The sequence below is a fragment of the Pseudomonas sp. zfem003 genome, from assembly GCF_032621675.1.
In the GTDB taxonomy this organism is placed as follows: Bacteria; Pseudomonadota; Gammaproteobacteria; order Pseudomonadales; family Pseudomonadaceae; genus Metapseudomonas; species Metapseudomonas otitidis.
The window spans coordinates 205,052-223,504 of sequence record NZ_JAVYJG010000011.1; the positions used below are offsets into that span (position 1 = coordinate 205,052).

At 65.6% G+C, this 18,453-nt stretch carries 16 protein-coding genes; 13 read left to right on the forward strand and 3 right to left on the reverse strand.

Annotated elements, in window-relative coordinates:
* The first annotated feature begins 91 nt into the window (after positions 1–91).
* Positions 92–1,192 carry an alpha/beta hydrolase family protein gene (locus RTK35_RS25515; protein WP_316909291.1) on the forward strand — a complete coding sequence of 367 codons (1,101 nt, stop codon included), beginning with the start codon at positions 92–94 and terminating at the stop codon, positions 1,190–1,192.
* Here the strand turns inward: RTK35_RS25515 and RTK35_RS25520 are convergent, their stop codons facing one another.
* The 3 genes from RTK35_RS25520 to RTK35_RS25530 are packed head-to-tail and all read right to left on the reverse strand — an operon-like array spanning position 1,193 to position 3,646.
* The gene (locus RTK35_RS25520; RefSeq protein WP_316909292.1) at positions 1,193–1,951 is read right to left on the reverse strand and encodes a TerB family tellurite resistance protein; all 759 of its coding nucleotides are present in this window, start codon (positions 1,949–1,951) and stop codon (positions 1,193–1,195) included.
* A gap of 1 nt (position 1,952) precedes the next feature.
* Complete coding sequence (murU, locus tag RTK35_RS25525; protein WP_316909293.1) at positions 1,953–2,624, reverse strand: N-acetylmuramate alpha-1-phosphate uridylyltransferase MurU; 672 nt, start codon at positions 2,622–2,624, stop codon at positions 1,953–1,955.
* On the reverse strand, positions 2,621–3,646 hold the full coding sequence (locus tag RTK35_RS25530; protein WP_316909294.1) for an aminoglycoside phosphotransferase family protein: 1,026 nt from the start codon (positions 3,644–3,646) through the stop codon (positions 2,621–2,623). The genes murU and RTK35_RS25530 overlap by 4 nt, the downstream gene beginning before the upstream one ends.
* 126 nt (positions 3,647–3,772) lie before the next feature.
* Here RTK35_RS25530 and RTK35_RS25535 point away from each other — a divergent pair, with 126 nt between their 5' ends.
* The 12 genes from RTK35_RS25535 (at position 3,773) to RTK35_RS25590 (ending at position 18,412) form a co-directional block, all read left to right on the forward strand.
* A complete protein-coding gene (locus RTK35_RS25535) occupies positions 3,773–6,556 on the forward strand; it encodes an LPS-assembly protein LptD (RefSeq protein WP_316909295.1) in 2,784 nt (927 codons plus the stop codon).
* A complete protein-coding gene (gene surA / locus RTK35_RS25540; protein ID WP_160479485.1) occupies positions 6,537–7,829 on the forward strand; it encodes a peptidylprolyl isomerase SurA in 1,293 nt (430 codons plus the stop codon). The genes RTK35_RS25535 and surA overlap by 20 nt, the downstream gene beginning before the upstream one ends.
* Positions 7,830–7,897: 68 nt before the next feature.
* Positions 7,898–8,896 carry a 4-hydroxythreonine-4-phosphate dehydrogenase PdxA gene (gene pdxA, locus RTK35_RS25545; protein ID WP_142012550.1) on the forward strand — a complete coding sequence of 333 codons (999 nt, stop codon included), beginning with the start codon at positions 7,898–7,900 and terminating at the stop codon, positions 8,894–8,896.
* 144 nt (positions 8,897–9,040) lie between these two features.
* Positions 9,041–9,844, forward strand: a complete 804-nt coding sequence (gene rsmA / locus RTK35_RS25550; RefSeq protein ID WP_142012552.1) for a 16S rRNA (adenine(1518)-N(6)/adenine(1519)-N(6))-dimethyltransferase RsmA — start codon at positions 9,041–9,043, stop codon at positions 9,842–9,844.
* Positions 9,845–9,883: 39 nt separating this feature from the next.
* Complete coding sequence (apaG, locus tag RTK35_RS25555) at positions 9,884–10,264, forward strand: Co2+/Mg2+ efflux protein ApaG (RefSeq protein ID WP_044405679.1); 381 nt, start codon at positions 9,884–9,886, stop codon at positions 10,262–10,264.
* An 8-nt stretch (positions 10,265–10,272) separates the two neighbouring features.
* Positions 10,273–11,100, forward strand: coding sequence for a symmetrical bis(5'-nucleosyl)-tetraphosphatase (locus tag RTK35_RS25560; RefSeq protein WP_044405678.1), 828 nt, complete (start codon positions 10,273–10,275; stop codon positions 11,098–11,100).
* Positions 11,093–11,422 (forward strand): thiosulfate sulfurtransferase GlpE, encoded by a 330-nt coding sequence (gene glpE / locus RTK35_RS25565; protein ID WP_044405676.1) that lies wholly within the window; start codon positions 11,093–11,095, stop codon positions 11,420–11,422. The genes RTK35_RS25560 and glpE overlap by 8 nt, the downstream gene beginning before the upstream one ends.
* Positions 11,423–11,696: 274 nt before the next feature.
* Positions 11,697–13,619, forward strand: a complete 1,923-nt coding sequence (locus RTK35_RS25570; RefSeq protein WP_044405674.1) for a PrkA family serine protein kinase — start codon at positions 11,697–11,699, stop codon at positions 13,617–13,619.
* Between the two features lie 92 nt (positions 13,620–13,711).
* Positions 13,712–14,983 carry a YeaH/YhbH family protein gene (locus RTK35_RS25575; protein ID WP_044405672.1) on the forward strand — a complete coding sequence of 424 codons (1,272 nt, stop codon included), beginning with the start codon at positions 13,712–13,714 and terminating at the stop codon, positions 14,981–14,983.
* A 10-nt stretch (positions 14,984–14,993) separates the two neighbouring features.
* Complete coding sequence (locus tag RTK35_RS25580; protein WP_044405670.1) at positions 14,994–16,559, forward strand: SpoVR family protein; 1,566 nt, start codon at positions 14,994–14,996, stop codon at positions 16,557–16,559.
* A 61-nt stretch (positions 16,560–16,620) separates the two neighbouring features.
* On the forward strand, positions 16,621–17,205 hold the full coding sequence (locus RTK35_RS25585) for a DUF4136 domain-containing protein (RefSeq protein WP_316909296.1): 585 nt from the start codon (positions 16,621–16,623) through the stop codon (positions 17,203–17,205).
* Complete coding sequence (locus tag RTK35_RS25590) at positions 17,171–18,412, forward strand: multifunctional CCA addition/repair protein (RefSeq protein ID WP_316909297.1); 1,242 nt, start codon at positions 17,171–17,173, stop codon at positions 18,410–18,412. Before RTK35_RS25585 ends, RTK35_RS25590 begins: the two co-directional genes overlap by 35 nt.
* Positions 18,413–18,453 lie beyond the last annotated feature (41 nt).

Below are 18,453 nucleotides of genomic sequence, written 5' to 3' on the forward strand. Positions count from 1 at the left end.
CTCCAGCGCCGCCCCTGGAGGCGAAGGCAGGCCTGACAAAAAAACAGCCAGCCTATAGGCTTCCGCCTGTTGCCCCACCCGGACGCCCGCCATGCCCCGCCGCACGCTCACCCTTGCGACCCTCGCCCTGGCCCTGCTCTGCACCGCCGCCCAGGCTGAAGACCCACCCGCCGAGAAAGGCGATGCTGCTCCGGCCGATGGCACCGGGCAGCCGGCCGAAAAGCCGGTGGAGCGCGCGCCACTCGACGAGCGCAGCCAGGAGGATGCCAAGGCCCTGGAGCAACGCCTGCCCCAGGCTGAACAGCAGCAACTGACAGCGCGCAGCGAGCCGTTCCTCGCCCTGTGGCAACCGGCCAACGTCGGCACGCCCAATGGGGTGGTAATCCTGATTCCCGGCGATGGCGAAACTGCGGACTGGCCCCGGGCGATTGCCCCCCTGCGCACCAAACTGCCGGACGTGGGCTGGCACACCCTGAGCCTCACCCTGCCCGACCCGGCCGGCGATGAGCCGCCACCGCGGCCGGCGGATACGCCGCCGCCAGCGGCCAGCGAAGGCGGGACGCCTGCGGAGCCGCCGAAGTCCGAAAGCGCCGACCCAGCCAATCCGCCGCCACCGCCAGAACAGGCCAGCACGGCGGAGCCCAGCACCGATCCGGCGCCGCCACAGCCGACGGCCGAGGAGCGACGCAAGACCCAGACCGAGCGCATCTCCGCCCGCATCCAGGCGGCCATCGGCTTTGCCCGCCAACAACAGGCCACCACCATCGTCCTGTTGGGACACGGCAGTGGCGCCTGGTGGGCGGCACGCTTTCTGACCGATACACCGTCCAGCGGCGTCGAGAATCTGGTGATGGTGGCGGCCGAAGTGCCCGCCGGCTACGAGCCTCCGCTGGAGGAGCTGGCCCCGCGCCTGCCCCAGGCCGTGGGCGACCTCTATTACCAGCAGGCGCCCACCGCTGCCGCATCGGCGCTGAAGCGCTTGCAGGCGAGCAAGCGGGTCAAGCATCTGGACTACGTGCAGGTGCCGCTGGCGGACTGGTCCGCCAGCCAGGATGCCAAGCAGAAGCAACTGGTGCGGCGCGTGCGCGGTTGGCTGGACAGCCACCTGAAAGGCGCCGCGCCAAAGCGCCCCGCAAGTAGCGGCGCCACGGCCCCCACGCCACCGGCAGCGCCGGCGACGCCGAGCATCTGATCAGCGGAAGCCGTGGCGCTCGCGGATGAGGTTGTAGGCGCTGTGCAGCTCGCGGGTCCGCTCGGTGGCCTCGCGCACCCGCTGCGGGGTGGCACCCGCGCCGGCGAGCTTGTCGGGGTGGTGCTGGCTGATCAGGCGCCGGTAGGCACGCTTGATGACCGCAGGCTCGCTGTCGGCGCCCACGCCCAGTAGCGCCAGCGCCTCCTGATAGGCCCCGCCCCGCTGCACGGGTGCCCCACTGGGCTTGTCGAAGCCGACGCTGAGCGATTCCACTTCGTTCGCCGGCCAGTCCAGCCATTGCCCCCATTGCAGGATCAGCTCCCGCTCCTGGCGAGCGATGCGCCCATCGGCCGCCGCCATCTGCCAGCACGAACGCAGCAGCGCTTCGCCTGCCGCACGCTGGTGGCGCAAGCGGCGCAGGGGCCGGCGCAGGTCGCCCTCGCCGTTCTTGCCCCGGGTGAAGGCTTCGATGGCACGGCGCTGGGCCGCGTCGTCCAAGCCGAGGCGACGCATCTCGGCACGGGCTTGCTGGATATGCACCTCGAGCACCCTCCCCTCACTCTTGGCCAGGCGACCGAGGAGGCGGAACAGCAGCTCATGCTCGTCACGGCGGCGTACCCACTGGACCAGGCGTGACCAGGAGTTGAGCTTGAAGCGCCGGTCCGCCACCTGGCCCAGCAGACCGCCGAGCAAGGCACCGGGGATGCTGGCGATGAGCATGCCGGCGACGGCGCCCAGCAGGGTCATGGGCCAGAACATCTCAGCGCCCCGCCTCGACCAGGCACTCGACCTCGGCCAGGCGCTCCAGGGTGCCGACATCCACCCAGTGGCCCGGGTGGTGCTCACCGCTCACCTGAGCGTGAGCCATGGCGTCGCGCAACAACGGTGCGAGCTTGAAGGCCCCGGGCTGGCAACCTTCGAACAGGCGCGGGTCGAGCACGGCGATGCCGCTGTAGGTCAGCCCCGGCTCACCGGGCACGCCATCGCTGACGCAACCGTGGTGGAGCTGGAAGTCGCCACCCGGGTGATGGGCCGGGTTGTCCACCAGGACCAGGTGAGCCAGGCCATCGAGCGGTGCACGCAGACGGGCGAAGTCGTAGTCGGTCCAGATGTCGCCGTTGACCACGAGGAAGGGCTCGTCGCCCAGGAGCGGCAGCGCCCGATGGATGCCGCCGCCGGTCTCCAGCGGCTCGCCCTCGGGGGAGTAGCGGATGCGCAGGCCGAACCGCGCGCCGTCGCCAAGGTGGTCTTCGATCTGCTGGCCGAGCCAGGCGTGGTTGATCACCACGTCGACGAATCCGGCTGCAGCCAGCGCCTTGAGGTGGTACTCGATCAGCGGAACACCAGCCGCACGGACCAGGGGTTTGGGCGTGTGTAGGGTGAGCGGCCGCATGCGCTCGCCCTTGCCGGCGGCGAGGATCATCGCCTTCATGCGGGCACCGCCGCATGACGGGGCAGGCTGGCCAGCAGCTCGGCCAGGGGCGCGAGCTCGGGCCGGCGCGCCAGCACGGCTTCTATATAGGAGAAGAAGCGCGGGACATCGCCCAGGTAGCGGGGCTTGCCATCGCGGTGGCATATGCGGGCGAAGATGCCGATGACCTTGAGGTGGCGCTGCACGCCCATCAGGTCGCTGGCGCGGAGGAAGTCATCGAGCTGCGGCTGCACCGGGATGCCGGCCTCGCGGGCAAGATTCCAGTAGTGCTCCAGCCAACCGCGCACCCGCGCTTCGGGCCAACTGAGGAAGGCGTCCTTGAACAGGCTGGTGACGTCGTAGGTGACCGGGCCGTAGACCGCGTCCTGGAAATCCAGCACGCCGGGGTTGGGCGTGCTGAGCATGAGGTTGCGCGGCATGTAGTCGCGGTGCACCAGCACACGGGGCTGCGCCAGGGCGCTGTCGACCAGCAGATCGCAGGTCTTCGACCAGAGCGCCTGCTGGGTGGCGTCCAGGGTCACTTCGAGGTGGCGCTGCAGGTACCAGTCGGGGAACAGCTGCAGTTCGCGACGCAGCAGGGCGTCGTCGTAACAGGGCATCGGCACGTCGAGGCTGCGACGCTGCAGGGCGATCAGGGCCTGGAGGGCATCCTCGAACAGGGCATCGGCGTTGTCAGCGTCGATCACGTCCAGGTAGGTCTGGCGCCCCAGGTCGTCCAGCAGCAGGAAGCCCTGCTCCAGGTCGGCCGCGAGGATGCGCGGCACATGCAGGCCTGCCTCGGCCAGCATGCCGGCGACCTTGACGAAGGGGCGGCAGTCTTCCTGGGGCGGCGGGGCGTCCATCACGATCAGCGTGCGGGCCTCGCCCTGCCAGCGGAAATAACGACGGAAGCTGGCGTCGCTGCTGGCCGGAGTCAGGCTCGCCGCGGGCACTTCGCCCCAGCCCTCACGCTGGAAAAGAACGGGGAGCTGCTGCTCCAGCCAAACGCTAAGTTGTTGAAGCCGTACATCTTGGTGGGGCATCGAGAGGTCTCCGACGGCGCTAGCCGTTGCGCGGGTCATGCTTTATTATCCAGCATCTTTTTCAGCCCATCGAGAGGCGTGCGGCCCCCGCGGGCCGATGGCGCGCAGGAAGCCCGGACTAACAAGATGGCAGTAAAATCTCCCGCGTTTCGTAAAAAATTCCCCTTGCTGGTCACCGGCGGTCTGCTGGCCCTGCAACCTGTAGCCACTCCATTCGTTGTCGCCGCTGACCAGTTTGACTGCCAGGCGTCCACCACGGGCGGCTGGGCCTGCACCCCCAAGGCTTCCGCGTCGAACCTCCCGCCCCGGCCGATCCACAGCGAGAGCGCCGTCAGCTCCACCGTGGGTGTCGCCAGTGCACAGGCGGGCAGCAACGGCCAGGTAGCCAGCGGCGAAGAAGCCAAGCCGACGCTGGTCACCGAATCCGGTGGTCGCGCCCTGGCTTCCCGCAGTGCCGACTACAGCCACCTCGACTGGGTCCCGCGTGAAAAGCTCACCGCCGCACAGCTGGCCGAGGCTGGCCCGTACTGCGCAGGCGCCTACATCGAGCCGACCCGCCCGGGCATGAACGACAAGACGCCCAAGGCGGATGCGCCCACCTACATTTCTGCCAAGGCCTCGCGCTACGAGCAGGAGCAGCAGGTGGCGACCCTCGCCGGTGACGTGGTGATGCGCCAGGGCAGCATGCAGGTCGAGGCCGACGAGGCCAACCTGCGCCAGGCCGAGAACCGCGGCGAGCTGGTGGGCAACGTCCGCCTGCGTGACAACGGTGCCCTGGTAGTAGGCGACCGAGCCGAGCTGCAACTGGACAACGGCGAGGCGAAGATCGACAACGCCGAGTATGTCCTGCACAAGTCACACGTACGCGGCAGCGCTCTCTACGCCAAGCGCCAGGACGACGCCATCATCCGCCTGAAGGACGGCACCTACACCCGCTGCGAGCCGGGTGACAACGCCTGGAACCTGAAGGGCAACAACATCAAGCTGAACCCGGCCACCGGTTTCGGCACCGCGACCAACGTCACCCTGCGGGTCAAGGATGTACCGGTGTTCTACACCCCCTACATCTACTTCCCGATCGACGACCGTCGCCAATCCGGTTTCCTCCCGCCGAGCATCGGCAGTGGCGGCGACACCGGCTTCACTCTGCTGACGCCCTACTACTTCAACCTCGCTCCCAACTACGACGCGACGCTGTACCCGCGTTACATGGCCAAGCGCGGCCTGATGATGGGCGGCGAATTCCGCTACCTCACCAAGAGCAGCGAAGGCCAGGTCAGCGGCGCCTACCTGAACGAGGAGAACGACGACCGCAAGCTGCAGTCGGAGTACAAGGACAAGCGCTGGCTGTACAGCTGGAAGCACACCGGCGGCTTGAATTCCCGCCTGTTGGCCGAGGTGGACTACACAGACATCAGCGACCCTTACTACTTCCAAGACCTGCCTACCGATCTCGATGTGCAACGAAGCACCTATGTTAATCAGCGTGGCACTCTGACCTGGCGCGGCGACAGCTACACCGCGCGCCTCAATGCCCACGCCTATGAAATGGCGACCGTCACCGACATCACCCCTTACAACCGCCTGCCCCAGCTCACCCTGGATGGCACGTTGCCGGTGGATGCGGGCGGCCTGAAGTTCGACTACTCGACCGAGTTCGTGCGCTTCGAGCGCAGCCTGCGCAACGGCAACTTCACCGACGAGAACGGCCAGGCCACTCCGTGGAACGACACGCGTATCCAAGGCCTGGCACGCGCCGATGGCAACCGTATCCATGTCGAGCCGGGCGTCAGCCTGCCACTGGACTGGAGCTACGGCTTCCTGAAACCCTCCGTGAAGTACCTCTATACCCAGTACGACATCGACCTGGACAGTCAGGGCAAGGCAACTCTGTTTGATGGGCAGACCTTCAAGAGCAGCCAGGACCGCACCGTACCGATCTTCAGCGTGGACAGCGGCCTGTACTTCGACCGCAACACTACCCTGTTCGGCAACAACTACCGTCAGACCCTCGAGCCGCGCCTGTTTTACCTCTATGTTCCCGAGGAGAAGCAAAGCGACATCCCGGTCTTCGACACCGGCGAGAGCAGCTTCAACTATGCCTCGCTGTTCCGCGAAAATCGTTTCACCGGACGTGACCGCATTGGTGATGCCAACCAGGTCTCCCTGGGCCTGACCAACCGCTGGATCCAGCCGAACGGCTTCGAGCGCCAGCGCTTCAGCATCGGCCAGGCCTTCTACTTCGAAGATCGCAAGGTCCAGCTGCCCGGTATCGACTACCGCCTGCGCAACTCTGCCCAGGCCAGCAGCTCGCCCTACGCGATGGAATACCTGTATCGCTTCAACCGCGACTGGCGCCTGAGTTCCGAGTACAACTGGGATCCTGACGCTGGCCAGACCCGCTCCGGCAACCTGATGTTCCACTACCAGCCGGAAGACGAAGTCAACAAGGTGGTCAACTTCGGTTATCGCTACCGCAACGATGCCGTGGTCTACAACCAGACTACTGGCCAGTGGCAGGAAGGTGGCGACTACGTGGACCCAGTCACCCGCAACGTGATCAAGGACTACTACAAGATCCAGCAGCACGACGCCTCGGTCATCTGGCCGATCGTGCCGCAGTGGGCCGCCGTTGCACGCTGGCAGTACGACTACAACCGCAACCGCACGCTGGAAGCCTTCGGTGGCTTCGAGTACGACAGCTGCTGCTGGAAGCTGCGCCTGATCAACCGCTACTGGGTTAGCTACGACGAAACCACCCTGTCGCCCGACCTGAACGAAAAAGGCGACCGTGGCATCTTCCTGCAGATCGTCCTGAAGGGCCTCGGCGGGATCATGGGCAACAAGGTTGAAAGTTTCCTCGACACCGGCATCCAAGGTTACCGTGAACGTGAAGACCAAGCTTTCTGATTGTCTGCGCCCGCTGATGCTGGGCGCCCTGCTCCTCGGGACCGGTGCGCAGGCCGAGGTTCAGACCCTCGACCGCGTAGTGGCGATCGTCGACAACGACGTGGTCATGCAGAGCCAGCTGGACCAGCGCGTCCACGAGGTCCAGCAGACCATTTCCAAGCGCGGCGCAGCGCTCCCCCCGGAGCACGTCCTGCAGCAACAGGTACTCGAGCGCCTGATCATCGAGAACATCCAGCTGCAGATCGGCGACCGCTCCGGTATCCGCATCACCGATGAGGAGCTGAACCAGGCCATCGAATCCATCGCCCAGCGCAATGGCATGAGCGTGGATCAGTTCCGTTCGGCACTGGCCCGTGATGGCCTGTCCTACCAGGACGCCCGCGACCAGGTCCGTCGCGAGATGGTCATCAGCCGGGTGCGCCAACGCCGCGTGGCCGAGCGCATCCAGGTCACCGACCAGGAAGTGCAGAACTTCCTGGCCTCCGACCTGGGCAAGCTGCAGCTGTCTGAAGAGTTCCACCTGGCCAACATCCTGATCCCGGTTCCGGACGGCTCGTCCCCGGACACCATCCAGGCTGCCGAGCGCCAGGCCCGCGACCTCTACCAGCAACTGCGCCAGGGCGCTGACTTCGCCCAGTTGGCGATCTCCCGCTCTGCCGGTGAAACCGCCTTGGAAGGCGGCGAGATCGGCTGGCGCAAGGCTGCCCAGCTGCCCCCGCCCTTCGATGCCATGATCAGCGCCCTGTCACCGGGCGAGGTCACCGAGCCGGTACGCACGCCGAGCGGCTTCATGATCCTCAAGCTGCTGGACAAACGCGGTGGCAGCAGCCAGGTTCGCGATGAAGTGCACGTGCGTCACATCCTGCTCAAGCCCAGCGAAATCCGCAGCGAAGCCGACACCAAGCGGCTGGCCGAGCGCCTCTACGAGCGCATCCAATCCGGGGAAGACTTTGCCGAACTGGCGAAGAACTTCTCAGAGGACCCGGGTTCAGCCCTCAACGGCGGCGACCTCAACTGGATCGACCCCAACGCCCTGGTGCCCGAGTTCCGCGAAGTGATGGAAAACACCCCGGCCGGCAAGCTCTCCCGTCCGTTCAAGAGCCCCTACGGCTGGCACGTGCTCGAAGTACTCGGCCGCCGCGCTACCGACAGCAGCGACCAGATGCGCGAGCAGCAGGCCATCAACGTCCTGCGCAACCGCAAGTACGACGAAGAGCTGCAAGCCTGGCTGCGTCAGATCCGCGACGAAGCCTACGTCGAAACCAAGCTCTGACCCGCTTCACCGGCGGGGACTCGCCAGCGCTAGAATAAGCGCCCGAGTTCCCCGCCGGAGCCCTCCTGATGCCCCCCCTGCGTTTTGCCCTCACCCCCGGTGAGCCTGCCGGTATCGGTCCCGACCTGTGCCTGCTCCTTTCTCGCGAAGCCCAACCCCATCCGCTGATTGCCATCGCCAGCCGGCAACTGCTTGAGCAGCGCGCCCGCACCTTGGGCGTCGATATCAATCTCATCGAGGTCACAGCCGAGCGATTACCCACCGCCCCCGCTGCCGCGGGAGCGCTCTACGTCTGGGATACGCCCTTGGGGGCAGAAGCAACGGCCGGCCAGCTCGACACCGCCAACGCGGCCTATGTCCTGCAGACGCTCACCCGCGCCGGCCAGGGCTGCCTGGATGGATTGTTCGACGGCATGATCACCGCCCCGGTGCACAAGGGCGTGATCAACGACGCCGGCATCGCCTTCTCCGGCCATACCGAATTCCTCGCCGACCTCACCCGCACCCAGCAGGTGGTGATGATGCTGGCGACCCGGGGGCTGCGCGTCGCCCTGGTCACCACTCACCTGCCGCTGAAGGATGTCGCCGCCGCCATCACGACGGAGCGCCTGGAACGGGTTACGCGCATCCTCCACGCCGACCTGGTGGACAAGTTCGGCCTGAGCCGGCCGCGCATCCTCGTCTGCGGCCTCAACCCCCACGCAGGGGAAGGCGGCCACCTGGGACGGGAAGAGATCGAGGTGATCGAGCCCTGCCTGCAGCACCTGCGCGCCGAGGGCATGGACCTGGTCGGCCCGCTGCCGGCCGACACCCTGTTCACCCCCAAGCACCTGGAGCACTGCGACGCAGTCCTGGCCATGTACCACGACCAGGGCTTGCCCGTGCTCAAGTACAAAGGCTTCGGCGCCGCCGTGAATGTCACCCTGGGCCTGCCGATCATCCGCACCTCGGTGGACCATGGCACCGCCCTGGACCTTGCCGGTACTGGCCGCATCGACGGTGGCAGCCTGCAGGTGGCGCTGGAGACCGCCTACCAGATGGCCACCAGCCGCCAACGCACCGCTTGATGCCGACCGGCCGCTGCCCGGATTGCCACCGGGCAGCGGCGAGCAGCACCACAGCGCCGCTTTTGCCTTAAACTACGCGACCTCGTTTTTTCGCTTTGTGCTCTTGCTTGATGCTTGCAGCTTGAAGCCTGGAGCCGCCTCTCTATGTCCGAATACCAACACCGCGCCCGCAAACGCTTTGGCCAGAACTTCCTGCACGACGCCGGCGTCATCCACCGCATCCTGCGTGCGATCCACGCCAAGCCTGGCGAGCACCTGCTGGAGATCGGCCCCGGCCAGGGCGCGCTGACCGAAGGCCTGCTGGGCAGTGGCGCGCAACTGGACGTCATCGAACTGGACCTGGACCTGATCCCAATCCTCAACGCCAAGTTCGGCGCCGAGCCACGCTTTCGCCTGAACCAGGGCGATGCCCTGAAGTTCGACTTCAACCAACTGGGCGCCGAGCCCCGCTCCCTGCGAGTCGTGGGCAACCTGCCGTACAACATCTCCACCCCGCTGATCTTCCACCTGCTGGACAACGCACCGCTGATCCGTGACATGCACTTCATGCTGCAGAAGGAAGTGGTGGAGCGGCTGGCAGCCGAACCCGGCGGTGGCGACTGGGGCCGCCTGTCGATCATGGTCCAGTACCACTGCCGCGTGGAGCACCTGTTCAACGTCGGCCCGGGCGCCTTCAACCCGCCGCCGAAGGTGGACTCCGCCATCGTCCGCCTGGTCCCCCACGAGACCCTGCCGCATCCGGCCAAGGATCACCGCCTGCTGGAACGCATCGTTCGCGAAGCCTTCAACCAGCGCCGCAAGACCTTGCGCAACACCCTGAAGGCCCTGCTGGACGCCGAATCCATCGAAGCCGCCGGCGTGGATGGCAGCCTGCGACCCGAGCAACTGGACCTGGCCGCGTTCGTCCGTCTGGCCGACCAGCTTGCCGCCAGGACAGGCACCGCCTGAGCTCCTAGACTTTTTTCATTGCGCGAGAGAGCCCACCCAGTGTCCGAACCCCGCTACCAGATCGACGTCAGCGTCACCACCCGCTACCTGCCTGAGCAGTCGCAGCCGGACGACAGCCGCTACGCCTTCTCCTACACCATCACCATCGCCAACAGCGGCGATGTGGCCGCCCGGCTGATCTCCCGTCACTGGGTCATCACCGATGGCGACGGCCAGGTGCAGGAAGTGCGCGGAGCCGGCGTGGTGGGGCAGCAGCCGCTGATCGAGCCGGGCGCGCAGCACGTCTACACCAGCGGTACGGTCATGACCACCCGCGTGGGCGCCATGCAGGGCAGTTATCAGATGCTGGCCGAGGATGGCCACCACTTCGACGCTCCCATCGCCCCCTTCCGCCTGGCCGTACCCGGCGCACTGCACTGAGGCCCGCCATGACGACCTATGCCGTTGGCGACCTGCAGGGCTGCCTGGATCCCCTGAAGTGCCTGCTCGACCGGGTCGCCTTCGATCCCGCCCGGGACCGCCTCTGGCTGGTGGGCGATCTGGTCAACCGCGGCCCGAAGTCCCTGGAGACCCTGCGCTTCCTGTTTGCCATGCGCGACTCGGTCACCTGCGTGCTCGGCAACCACGACCTGCACCTGCTGGCCGTGGCTCACAATGTCGAGCGGCTGAAGAAGTCCGACACCCTGCGGGAAATCATCGAAGCCCCCGACGCCGGGGACCTGCTGGACTGGCTGCGCCGGCAGAAGCTCGTCCACTACGACGAGGCCCGCGACATCGCCATGGTGCACGCCGGCATTCCCCCCATGTGGACGCTGGCCAAGGCGCTCAAACGCGCCGCCGAAGTGGAGGAGGCGCTGCTCGATGACGCGCGCCTACCGCTGTTCCTCGAGGGCATGTACGGCAACGATCCCGCCTGCTGGGACAGCGACCTACACGGCATCACCCGCTTGCGGGTGATCACCAACTACTTCACCCGCATGCGCTTCTGCAAGGCAGACGGCACCCTCGACCTGAAGAGCAAGGAGGGCGCGGACACCGCCCCGCCCGGCTATCGCCCTTGGTTCGCCCACCCGTCACGCAAGACCCGTGGGCAGAAGATCATCTTCGGCCACTGGGCAGCCCTCGAGGGCAAATGCAATGAACCCGGCCTGCATGCCCTCGACACGGGTTGTGTCTGGGGCGGCACCATGACCCTGCTGAACATCGACAACGGCCAGCGCATCAGCTGTGACTGCAAGGAGCCCCGACATGAGTGAATTCCAGCGAATCCCGCCGGAGCGGGCCCAGGCCCTGCGCGAACAAGGCGCCGTAGTGGTCGACATCCGTGATCCGCAGAGCTTCGCGCAGGGCCACATCAGCGGCTCACGCCATCTGGACAACTACTCCCTGGCTGACTTCATCGCCCAGGCCGATCTCGACGCCCCGCTTATCGTCGCCTGCTACCACGGCAACTCCAGCCAGGGAGCCGCCGCCTACCTGGTGGGCCAGGGCTTCTCCGAGGTCTACAGCCTCGACGGTGGCTTCGAGCTGTGGCGCGCCACCTACCCCACCCACGTAGCACAAGGCGGCGAAGAGTAAAAAAACTGCGGATGGCGCAAACCCGCGCCATCCGTAGCCTTGCGCACCTTCCTGACGAACGGCAACACGCTGTTATCACTCCGTCATCCTTGACCTCGCCGATTCCGAACTACTCTTAGGGCAGGCCATCCAAAAAGGAGAGCCGGCACACCGGTTCCGGGCCATCGGCAGCGACCATTTGGTGTACTGGGGGATTCTCTTCGGCCGACTCGTCGGACGACTGCCCACCCGCGTGACCGATCCCGCCGGCTCCCGTATCCAGCGAGGTGACGCAATGAGCATTTTCAGCCACTTCCAACAGCGCTTCGAAGCCACTCGCCAGGAAGAGTATTCCCTGCAGGAGTACCTGGACCTCTGCAAACAGGACAGGAGCGCATACGCCACCGCCGCGGAGCGCATGCTCATGGCGATCGGCGAGCCCGAGCTGTTGGATACCTCTTCCGATCCACGCCTGTCGCGGATTTTCTCCAACAAGGTGATCCGCCGCTATCCGGCCTTTGCCGACTTCCATGGCATGGAAGAGTGCATCGACCAGATCGTCGCGTACTTCCGCCATGCCGCGCAGGGCCTGGAAGAGAAGAAACAGATCCTCTACCTCCTGGGCCCGGTGGGCGGCGGCAAGTCGTCCCTGGCCGAGAAGCTCAAGCAGCTGATGGAGAAGGTGCCCTTCTACGCCATCAAGGGCTCTCCAGTGTTCGAGTCCCCGCTGGGCCTGTTCAACGCCGCCGAGGATGGCGCGATCCTCGAAGAGGACTACGGCATCCCGCGCCGCTACCTCTCCAGCATCATGTCGCCCTGGGCCACCAAGCGCCTGCAGGAGTTCGGCGGCGACATCAGCCAGTTCCGCGTGGTGAAGCTCTACCCGTCGATCCTCAACCAGATCGCCGTGGCGAAGACCGAACCGGGTGACGAGAACAACCAGGACATCTCGGCCCTGGTCGGCAAGGTCGACATCCGCAAGCTGGAGGAGTATCCGCAGAACGACGCGGACGCCTACAGCTACTCCGGCGCCCTGTGCCGCGCCAACCAGGGCCTGATGGAATTCGTCGAGATGTTCAAGGCGCCCATCAAGGTCCTGCACCCGCTGCTCACCGCCACCCAGGAGGGCAACTACAACAGCACCGAAGGCCTGGGCGCGATCCCGTACAGCGGCATCCTGCTGGCCCACTCCAACGAATCCGAGTGGCACAGCTTCCGCAACAACAAGAACAACGAGGCCTTCATCGACCGGATCTACATCGTCAAGGTGCCCTACTGCCTGCGCGTCACCGACGAGATCCGCATCTACGACAAGCTGCTGATCAACAGTTCGCTGGCCAAGGCCCATTGCGCGCCCGACACCCTGCGCATGCTCGCCCAGTTCTCCGTCCTCTCGCGCCTGAAGGAGCCGGAGAACTCCAACATCTACTCCAAGATGCGCGTCTACGACGGCGAGAACCTCAAGGACACGGATCCCAAGGCCAAGTCGATCCAGGAATACCGTGACTCGGCGGGCGTCGACGAAGGCATGAACGGCCTGTCCACCCGCTTCGCCTTCAAGATCCTGTCCAAGGTCTTCAACTTCGACCCCCACGAGATCGCCGCCAACCCGGTACACCTGCTCTACGTGCTGGAGCAGCAGATCGAGCAGGAGCAGTTCCCCGCCGAAGTACGCGAGCGCTACCTGCGCTACATCAAGGAGTACCTGGCACCGCGCTACATCGAATTCATCGGCAAGGAAATCCAGACCGCCTACCTGGAGTCCTACAGCGAGTACGGCCAGAACATCTTCGACCGCTACGTGCTGTACGCGGACTTCTGGATCCAGGACCAGGAATACCGCGACCCGGAGACCGGCGAGATCCTCAACCGCGTAGCCCTCAACGAGGAACTGGAGAAGATCGAGAAGCCCGCCGGCATCAGCAACCCGAAGGATTTCCGCAACGAGATCGTCAACTTCGTGCTGCGCGCCCGGGCCAACAACAACGGCAAGAACCCCAGTTGGCTCAGCTACGAGAAACTGCGGGTGGTCATCGAGAAGAAGATGTTCTCCAACACCGAGGACCTCCTGCCGGTCATCAGCTTCAACGCCAAAGGCAGCAAAGAGGAGCAGCAAAAGCACAACGACTTCGTCAAGCGCATGGTCGAGCGCGGCTACACCGAGAAGCAGGTCCGCCTGCTGTCCGAGTGGTACCTGCGGGTACGCAAGTCGCAATAACAGCAGCCGCAAGTCATCAGCTGCACGCTGCGTGCGGGGCTCCCCGCCGCAGCCTGCGGTTGGCAGCCTGACGCTGCCCCGGAGGGGCATCTATGAGCTATGTGATCGACCGACGCCTGAACGGCAAGAACAAGAGCACCGTGAACCGCCAGCGGTTCCTGCGGCGCTACCGCGAGCACATCAAGAAGGCCGTGGAGGAGGCCGTCAGCCGGCGCTCTATCACCGACATGGAGCACGGCGAGCAGATCAGCATCCCCGGCCGCGACATCGACGAGCCCGTCCTGCACCACGGCCGTGGCGGCCGGCAGACCATCGTCCACCCGGGCAATAAGGAGTTCACCGCCGGTGAACGCATCCCTCGCCCCCAGGGCGGAGGCGGCGGACGCGGCAGCGGCAAGGCCAGCAACCAGGGCGACGGGATGGACGAGTTCGTCTTCCAGATCACCCAGGAAGAGTTCCTCGACTTCATGTTCGAGGACCTCGAACTGCCCAACCTGGTGAAACGCCACCTGACCGGTGCCGACACCTTCAAGACCGTGCGCGCCGGCATCAGCAACGAAGGCAACCCCTCGCGCATCAACATCGTCCGCACCCTGCGCTCCGCCCATGCCCGGCGCATCGCCCTCTCCGGCTCCAGCCGCGCCAAACTGCGGGAGGCAAAGGAGGAACTCGCACGCCTCAAGCGTGAAGAGCCGGACAACTTCGGCGACATCCAGGAGCTGGAAACCGAGATCGCCCGGCTGCGCGCCCGCATCGAGCGGGTGCCCTTCCTCGACACCTTCGACCTCAAGTACAACCTGCTGGTCAAACAGCCCAACCCCAGCTCCAAGGCCGTCATGTTCTGCCTGATGGACGTCTCCGGCTCCATGACCCAAGCGACCAAGGACATCGCCAAGCGCTTCTTCATCCTCCTGTACCTGTTCCTCAAGCGGAACTACGACAAGATCGAAGTGGTGTTCATCCGCCACCACACCAGCGCCAAGGAAGTGGACGAGGAAGAGTTCTTCTACTCCCGCGAAACCGGCGGCACCATCGTCTCCAGCGCGCTCAAGATGATGCAGGAGATCATGGCCGAGCGTTACCCGATCAACGAATGGAACATCTACGCCGCCCAGGCCTCGGACGGTGACAACTGGAACGACGACTCACCCATCTGCCGCGACATCCTCATCAAGCAGATCATGCCGTTCGTCCAGTACTACACCTATGTCGAGATCACCCCGCGCGAGCACCAGGCGCTGTGGTTCGAGTACGAGCAGGTGTGCGAGGCGTTCGCCGACACCTTCGCCCAGCAGCAGATCGTCTCGGCGTCCGACATCTATCCGGTGTTCCGCGAACTCTTCCAGCGCCGGCTGGTTACCTGAGGGCTGCGCCATGACCGCGAAAGAGAAGAAAAGGCAGCCGATCTCCACGGGATCGGAGTGGACCTTCGACCTCATCCGAGCCTATGACCGCGAGATCGGCCGCCTGGCCGAACGCTATGCACTCGACACCTACCCCAACCAGATCGAGATCATCACCGCCGAACAGATGATGGATGCCTACGCCTCCGTGGGCATGCCACTGGGTTATCACCACTGGTCCTACGGCAAGCACTTCCTCAGCACCGAGAAGTCGTACAGCCGCGGCCAGATGGGCCTCGCCTACGAGATCGTGATCAACTCCGACCCCTGCATCGCCTACCTGATGGAGGAGAACACCATCACCATGCAGGCGTTGGTGATCGCCCACGCCTGCTACGGGCACAACAGCTTCTTCAAGGGCAACTACCTGTTCCGCACCTGGACCGACGCCAGCTCGATCATCGACTACCTGGTGTTCGCCAAGCAGTACATCAACCAGTGCGAAGAACGGCACGGCATCGATGCCGTGGAGAACCTGCTGGACTCCTGCCACGCCCTGATGAACTACGGCGTGGACCGCTACAAGCGCCCCTACCCCATCTCCGCCGAAGAAGAGCGGCGCCGGCAGAAGGAGCGCGAAGAGCACCTGCAACGTCAGATCAACGACCTCTGGCGCACCATTCCCAAGGGCCATGGCAAGTCCGACGACAAGGACAAGGGCCGCTTCCCGGCCGAACCCCAGGAGAACATCCTCTACTTCATCGAGAAGCACGCCCCGCTGCTGGAGCCCTGGCAGCGCGAGATCGTGCGCATCGTGCGCAAGATCGCCCAGTACTTCTACCCACAGCGCCAGACCCAGGTGATGAACGAAGGCTGGGCCACCTTCTGGCATTACACCCTGATGAACGATCTGTACGACGAAGGCCTGGTCACCGACGGTTTCATGATGGAGTTCCTCCAGTCCCACACCAGCGTGGTCTACCAGCCCAGCTTCGACAGCCCCTACTACAGCGGCATCAACCCCTACGCCCTGGGCTTCGCCATGTACCGCGACATCCGCCGCATCTGCGAGGAGCCCACCGAAGAGGACAAGCGCTGGTTCCCCGACATCGCCGGCAGCGACTGGCTCTCCACCATCAAGTTCGCCATGAAGAGCTTCAAGGACGAGAGCTTCATCCTGCAGTTCCTCTCGCCCAAGGTGATCCGCGACTTCAAGCTGTTCAGCATCCTCGACGACGACCAGAAGGACGAACTGCTGGTCCCGGCCATCCACGACGAACCCGGCTACCGGATCATCCGCGAAACCCTCGCTGCCCAGTACAACCTCGGCAACCGCGAGCCCAACGTGCAGATCTGGAACGTCGACCGCCGGGGTGACCGCTCGCTCACGCTGCGCCACCAGCAGCACGACCGAAAACCGCTCGGCGAATCCACCGAAGAGGTGATGCGCCACTTGCACCGCCTGTGGGGGTTCGACATCCACCTGGAAACACTCAACGGCGACAACATCACGGGGACCTTCCACATGCCCCCAAAGGGTGAACGGGGCGAGGACGGCGAGTACCCGCGCCTGGATCTGGTCATCCCGCCCATTTGATCGGTTGACCGCCTGCCCGGGTGCGCCCGAGCATGCGGTCCATCGCCCATGGAGAGCGTCGATGCGCCTGTTCCTCGTCCTGCTGCTGTGCCTGGCACTGGCCACCTGCTCCAGCCACATCCCCGGCATCCATGTCACCCATCCGGCCAACCCTTCGCTGGTGGGCCACGCCAGCTTCGAACTCATCGCTCCCGAGCAGGCCGTGCAGGGCGAAGCCCCCTACCGCGCCCACTACCGGCAGCTCGCCCCGCTGCTGCGCCAGCAACTAGCTGAGCGCGGCTACCACGAAAGCCAGCAGCCGGAGCTGCGCGTCTACTACTGGCTGGCCCTGCAGGATGCGCCGCTGGAATTCCGCGTCGACGAGGCACCGCCCACTCCGCTCGGCGGCTACCAGGCCATCCACCGTCTGCGCGACGCCACCGGCACCCTGCGCCTGCGCATTACCGACCTGACAGGCCAGGTGCTCTGGGAAGGCACCGCCAGCACCGGCATCAGCCCCGCCTGGGACAGTGCCGAACTGCTGCAGACCGCCGTCGAGGCACTGGTCCGGCAGATACCGGTCGCCACGGCCGGCCAGGCTGCTATCCTCCGCAGCCTCGGAGGAAATGAGCATGCAGATATACAAGGTGGGCGGCGCCGTACGTGACCGTCTGTTGGGCAGACCGGTCACCGAAAACGACTGGGTAGTGGTGGGCGCAAGTGCCGAACAGATGCTGGCGCTTGGCTACAAACCGGTGGGCGCCGACTTCCCGGTGTTCCTCCACCCCGACACCGGCGATGAGTACGCCCTGGCCCGCACCGAGCGCAAGAGCGGGCGTGGCTATGGCGGCTTCACCTTCTACGCCAGCCCCGCCGTAACCCTCGAAGACGATCTGATCCGCCGCGACCTCACCGTCAACGCCATCGCCGAAGACGCCGACGGCCGCCTGGTCGACCCCTACGGTGGCCAGCGCGACCTGGAGCAACGCATCCTCCGCCACGTCTCCCCGGCCTTCGCCGAAGACCCGCTGCGCGTCCTGCGGGTCGCCCGCTTCGCCGCCCGCTACGCCCCAATGGGCTTCCGCGTCGCCGAGGAAACCCTCGGGCTCATGGGCGAGATCGCCGCATCCGGCGAACTGGATGCGCTGACAGCCGAACGCACCTGGAAGGAAGTCTCACGCGCCCTGATGGAGCCCCGGCCCGATGTGTTCATCGAGGTCCTGCACGCCTGCGGCGCCCTGAAGGCCTGGATGCCGGAACTGGATGCCCTGTTCGGCGTGCCCCAGCCACCTGCCCACCACCCCGAAGTCGACACCGGCCTGCACGTCCTCGCAGTCCTGCGCCAATGCGCCGAGCACCAGCAGCCCCTCACCGTGCGCTGGGCCTGTCTGCTGCACGACCTCGGCAAGGGCCTGACCCCGCAGGAAGAGTGGCCCCGCCACCTCCAGCACGAACAACGGGGCCTGGCGCCGATCAAGACGGTGAACGAGCGCTGCAAGGCACCGCGCGACTGCCAGGAACTCGCGCTGCTGGTGTGCGAGTACCACACCCATGCTCACCGCGCCCTGGAGCTGCGTCCCGGTACCCTGGCCACCCTGATGCAGGCCTTCGACGTCTATCGCCGCCCGCAGCGCTTCGATGAATTCATCGCCGCCTGCGAGATGGACGCCCGGGGTCGTACCGGCCTGGAAGACCGGGACTATCCCCAGGCCGCCTACCTGCGTGGTGCCGCGACGGCGGCCCGTGCAGTCGGCGTGAAGGAGCTGATGGCCAAGGGACTCAGCGGCGCAGCCCTCGGCGAAGCGCTCTCGCGGGAACGGATCGCCGCACTCGCCGCCTACCGCTCGGCCCATCAGCCCGCTGCTAGCCAGTAGCCACACCTGCCTGTCCTTGGTAGGCTGCCAAATATTTGGCC

Bases quoted from the DNA above. Each gene is read 5' to 3' on its own strand.
- RTK35_RS25515 (WP_316909291.1), top strand. From the start codon at position 92: ATGCCCCGCCGCACGCTCACCCTTGCGACCCTCGCCCTGGCCCTGCTC.
- RTK35_RS25520 (WP_316909292.1), bottom strand. From the start codon at position 1,951: ATGTTCTGGCCCATGACCCTGCTGGGCGCCGTCGCCGGCATGCTCATC.
- murU (WP_316909293.1), bottom strand. From the start codon at position 2,624: ATGAAGGCGATGATCCTCGCCGCCGGCAAGGGCGAGCGCATGCGGCCG.
- RTK35_RS25530 (WP_316909294.1), bottom strand. From the start codon at position 3,646: ATGCCCCACCAAGATGTACGGCTTCAACAACTTAGCGTTTGGCTGGAG.
- RTK35_RS25535 (WP_316909295.1), top strand. From the start codon at position 3,773: ATGGCAGTAAAATCTCCCGCGTTTCGTAAAAAATTCCCCTTGCTGGTC.
- pdxA (WP_142012550.1), top strand. From the start codon at position 7,898: ATGCCCCCCCTGCGTTTTGCCCTCACCCCCGGTGAGCCTGCCGGTATC.
- rsmA (WP_142012552.1), top strand. From the start codon at position 9,041: ATGTCCGAATACCAACACCGCGCCCGCAAACGCTTTGGCCAGAACTTC.
- RTK35_RS25560 (WP_044405678.1), top strand. From the start codon at position 10,273: ATGACGACCTATGCCGTTGGCGACCTGCAGGGCTGCCTGGATCCCCTG.
- glpE (WP_044405676.1), top strand. From the start codon at position 11,093: ATGAGTGAATTCCAGCGAATCCCGCCGGAGCGGGCCCAGGCCCTGCGC.
- RTK35_RS25570 (WP_044405674.1), top strand. From the start codon at position 11,697: ATGAGCATTTTCAGCCACTTCCAACAGCGCTTCGAAGCCACTCGCCAG.
- RTK35_RS25575 (WP_044405672.1), top strand. From the start codon at position 13,712: ATGAGCTATGTGATCGACCGACGCCTGAACGGCAAGAACAAGAGCACC.
- RTK35_RS25580 (WP_044405670.1), top strand. From the start codon at position 14,994: ATGACCGCGAAAGAGAAGAAAAGGCAGCCGATCTCCACGGGATCGGAG.
- RTK35_RS25585 (WP_316909296.1), top strand. From the start codon at position 16,621: ATGCGCCTGTTCCTCGTCCTGCTGCTGTGCCTGGCACTGGCCACCTGC.
- RTK35_RS25590 (WP_316909297.1), top strand. From the start codon at position 17,171: ATGCAGATATACAAGGTGGGCGGCGCCGTACGTGACCGTCTGTTGGGC.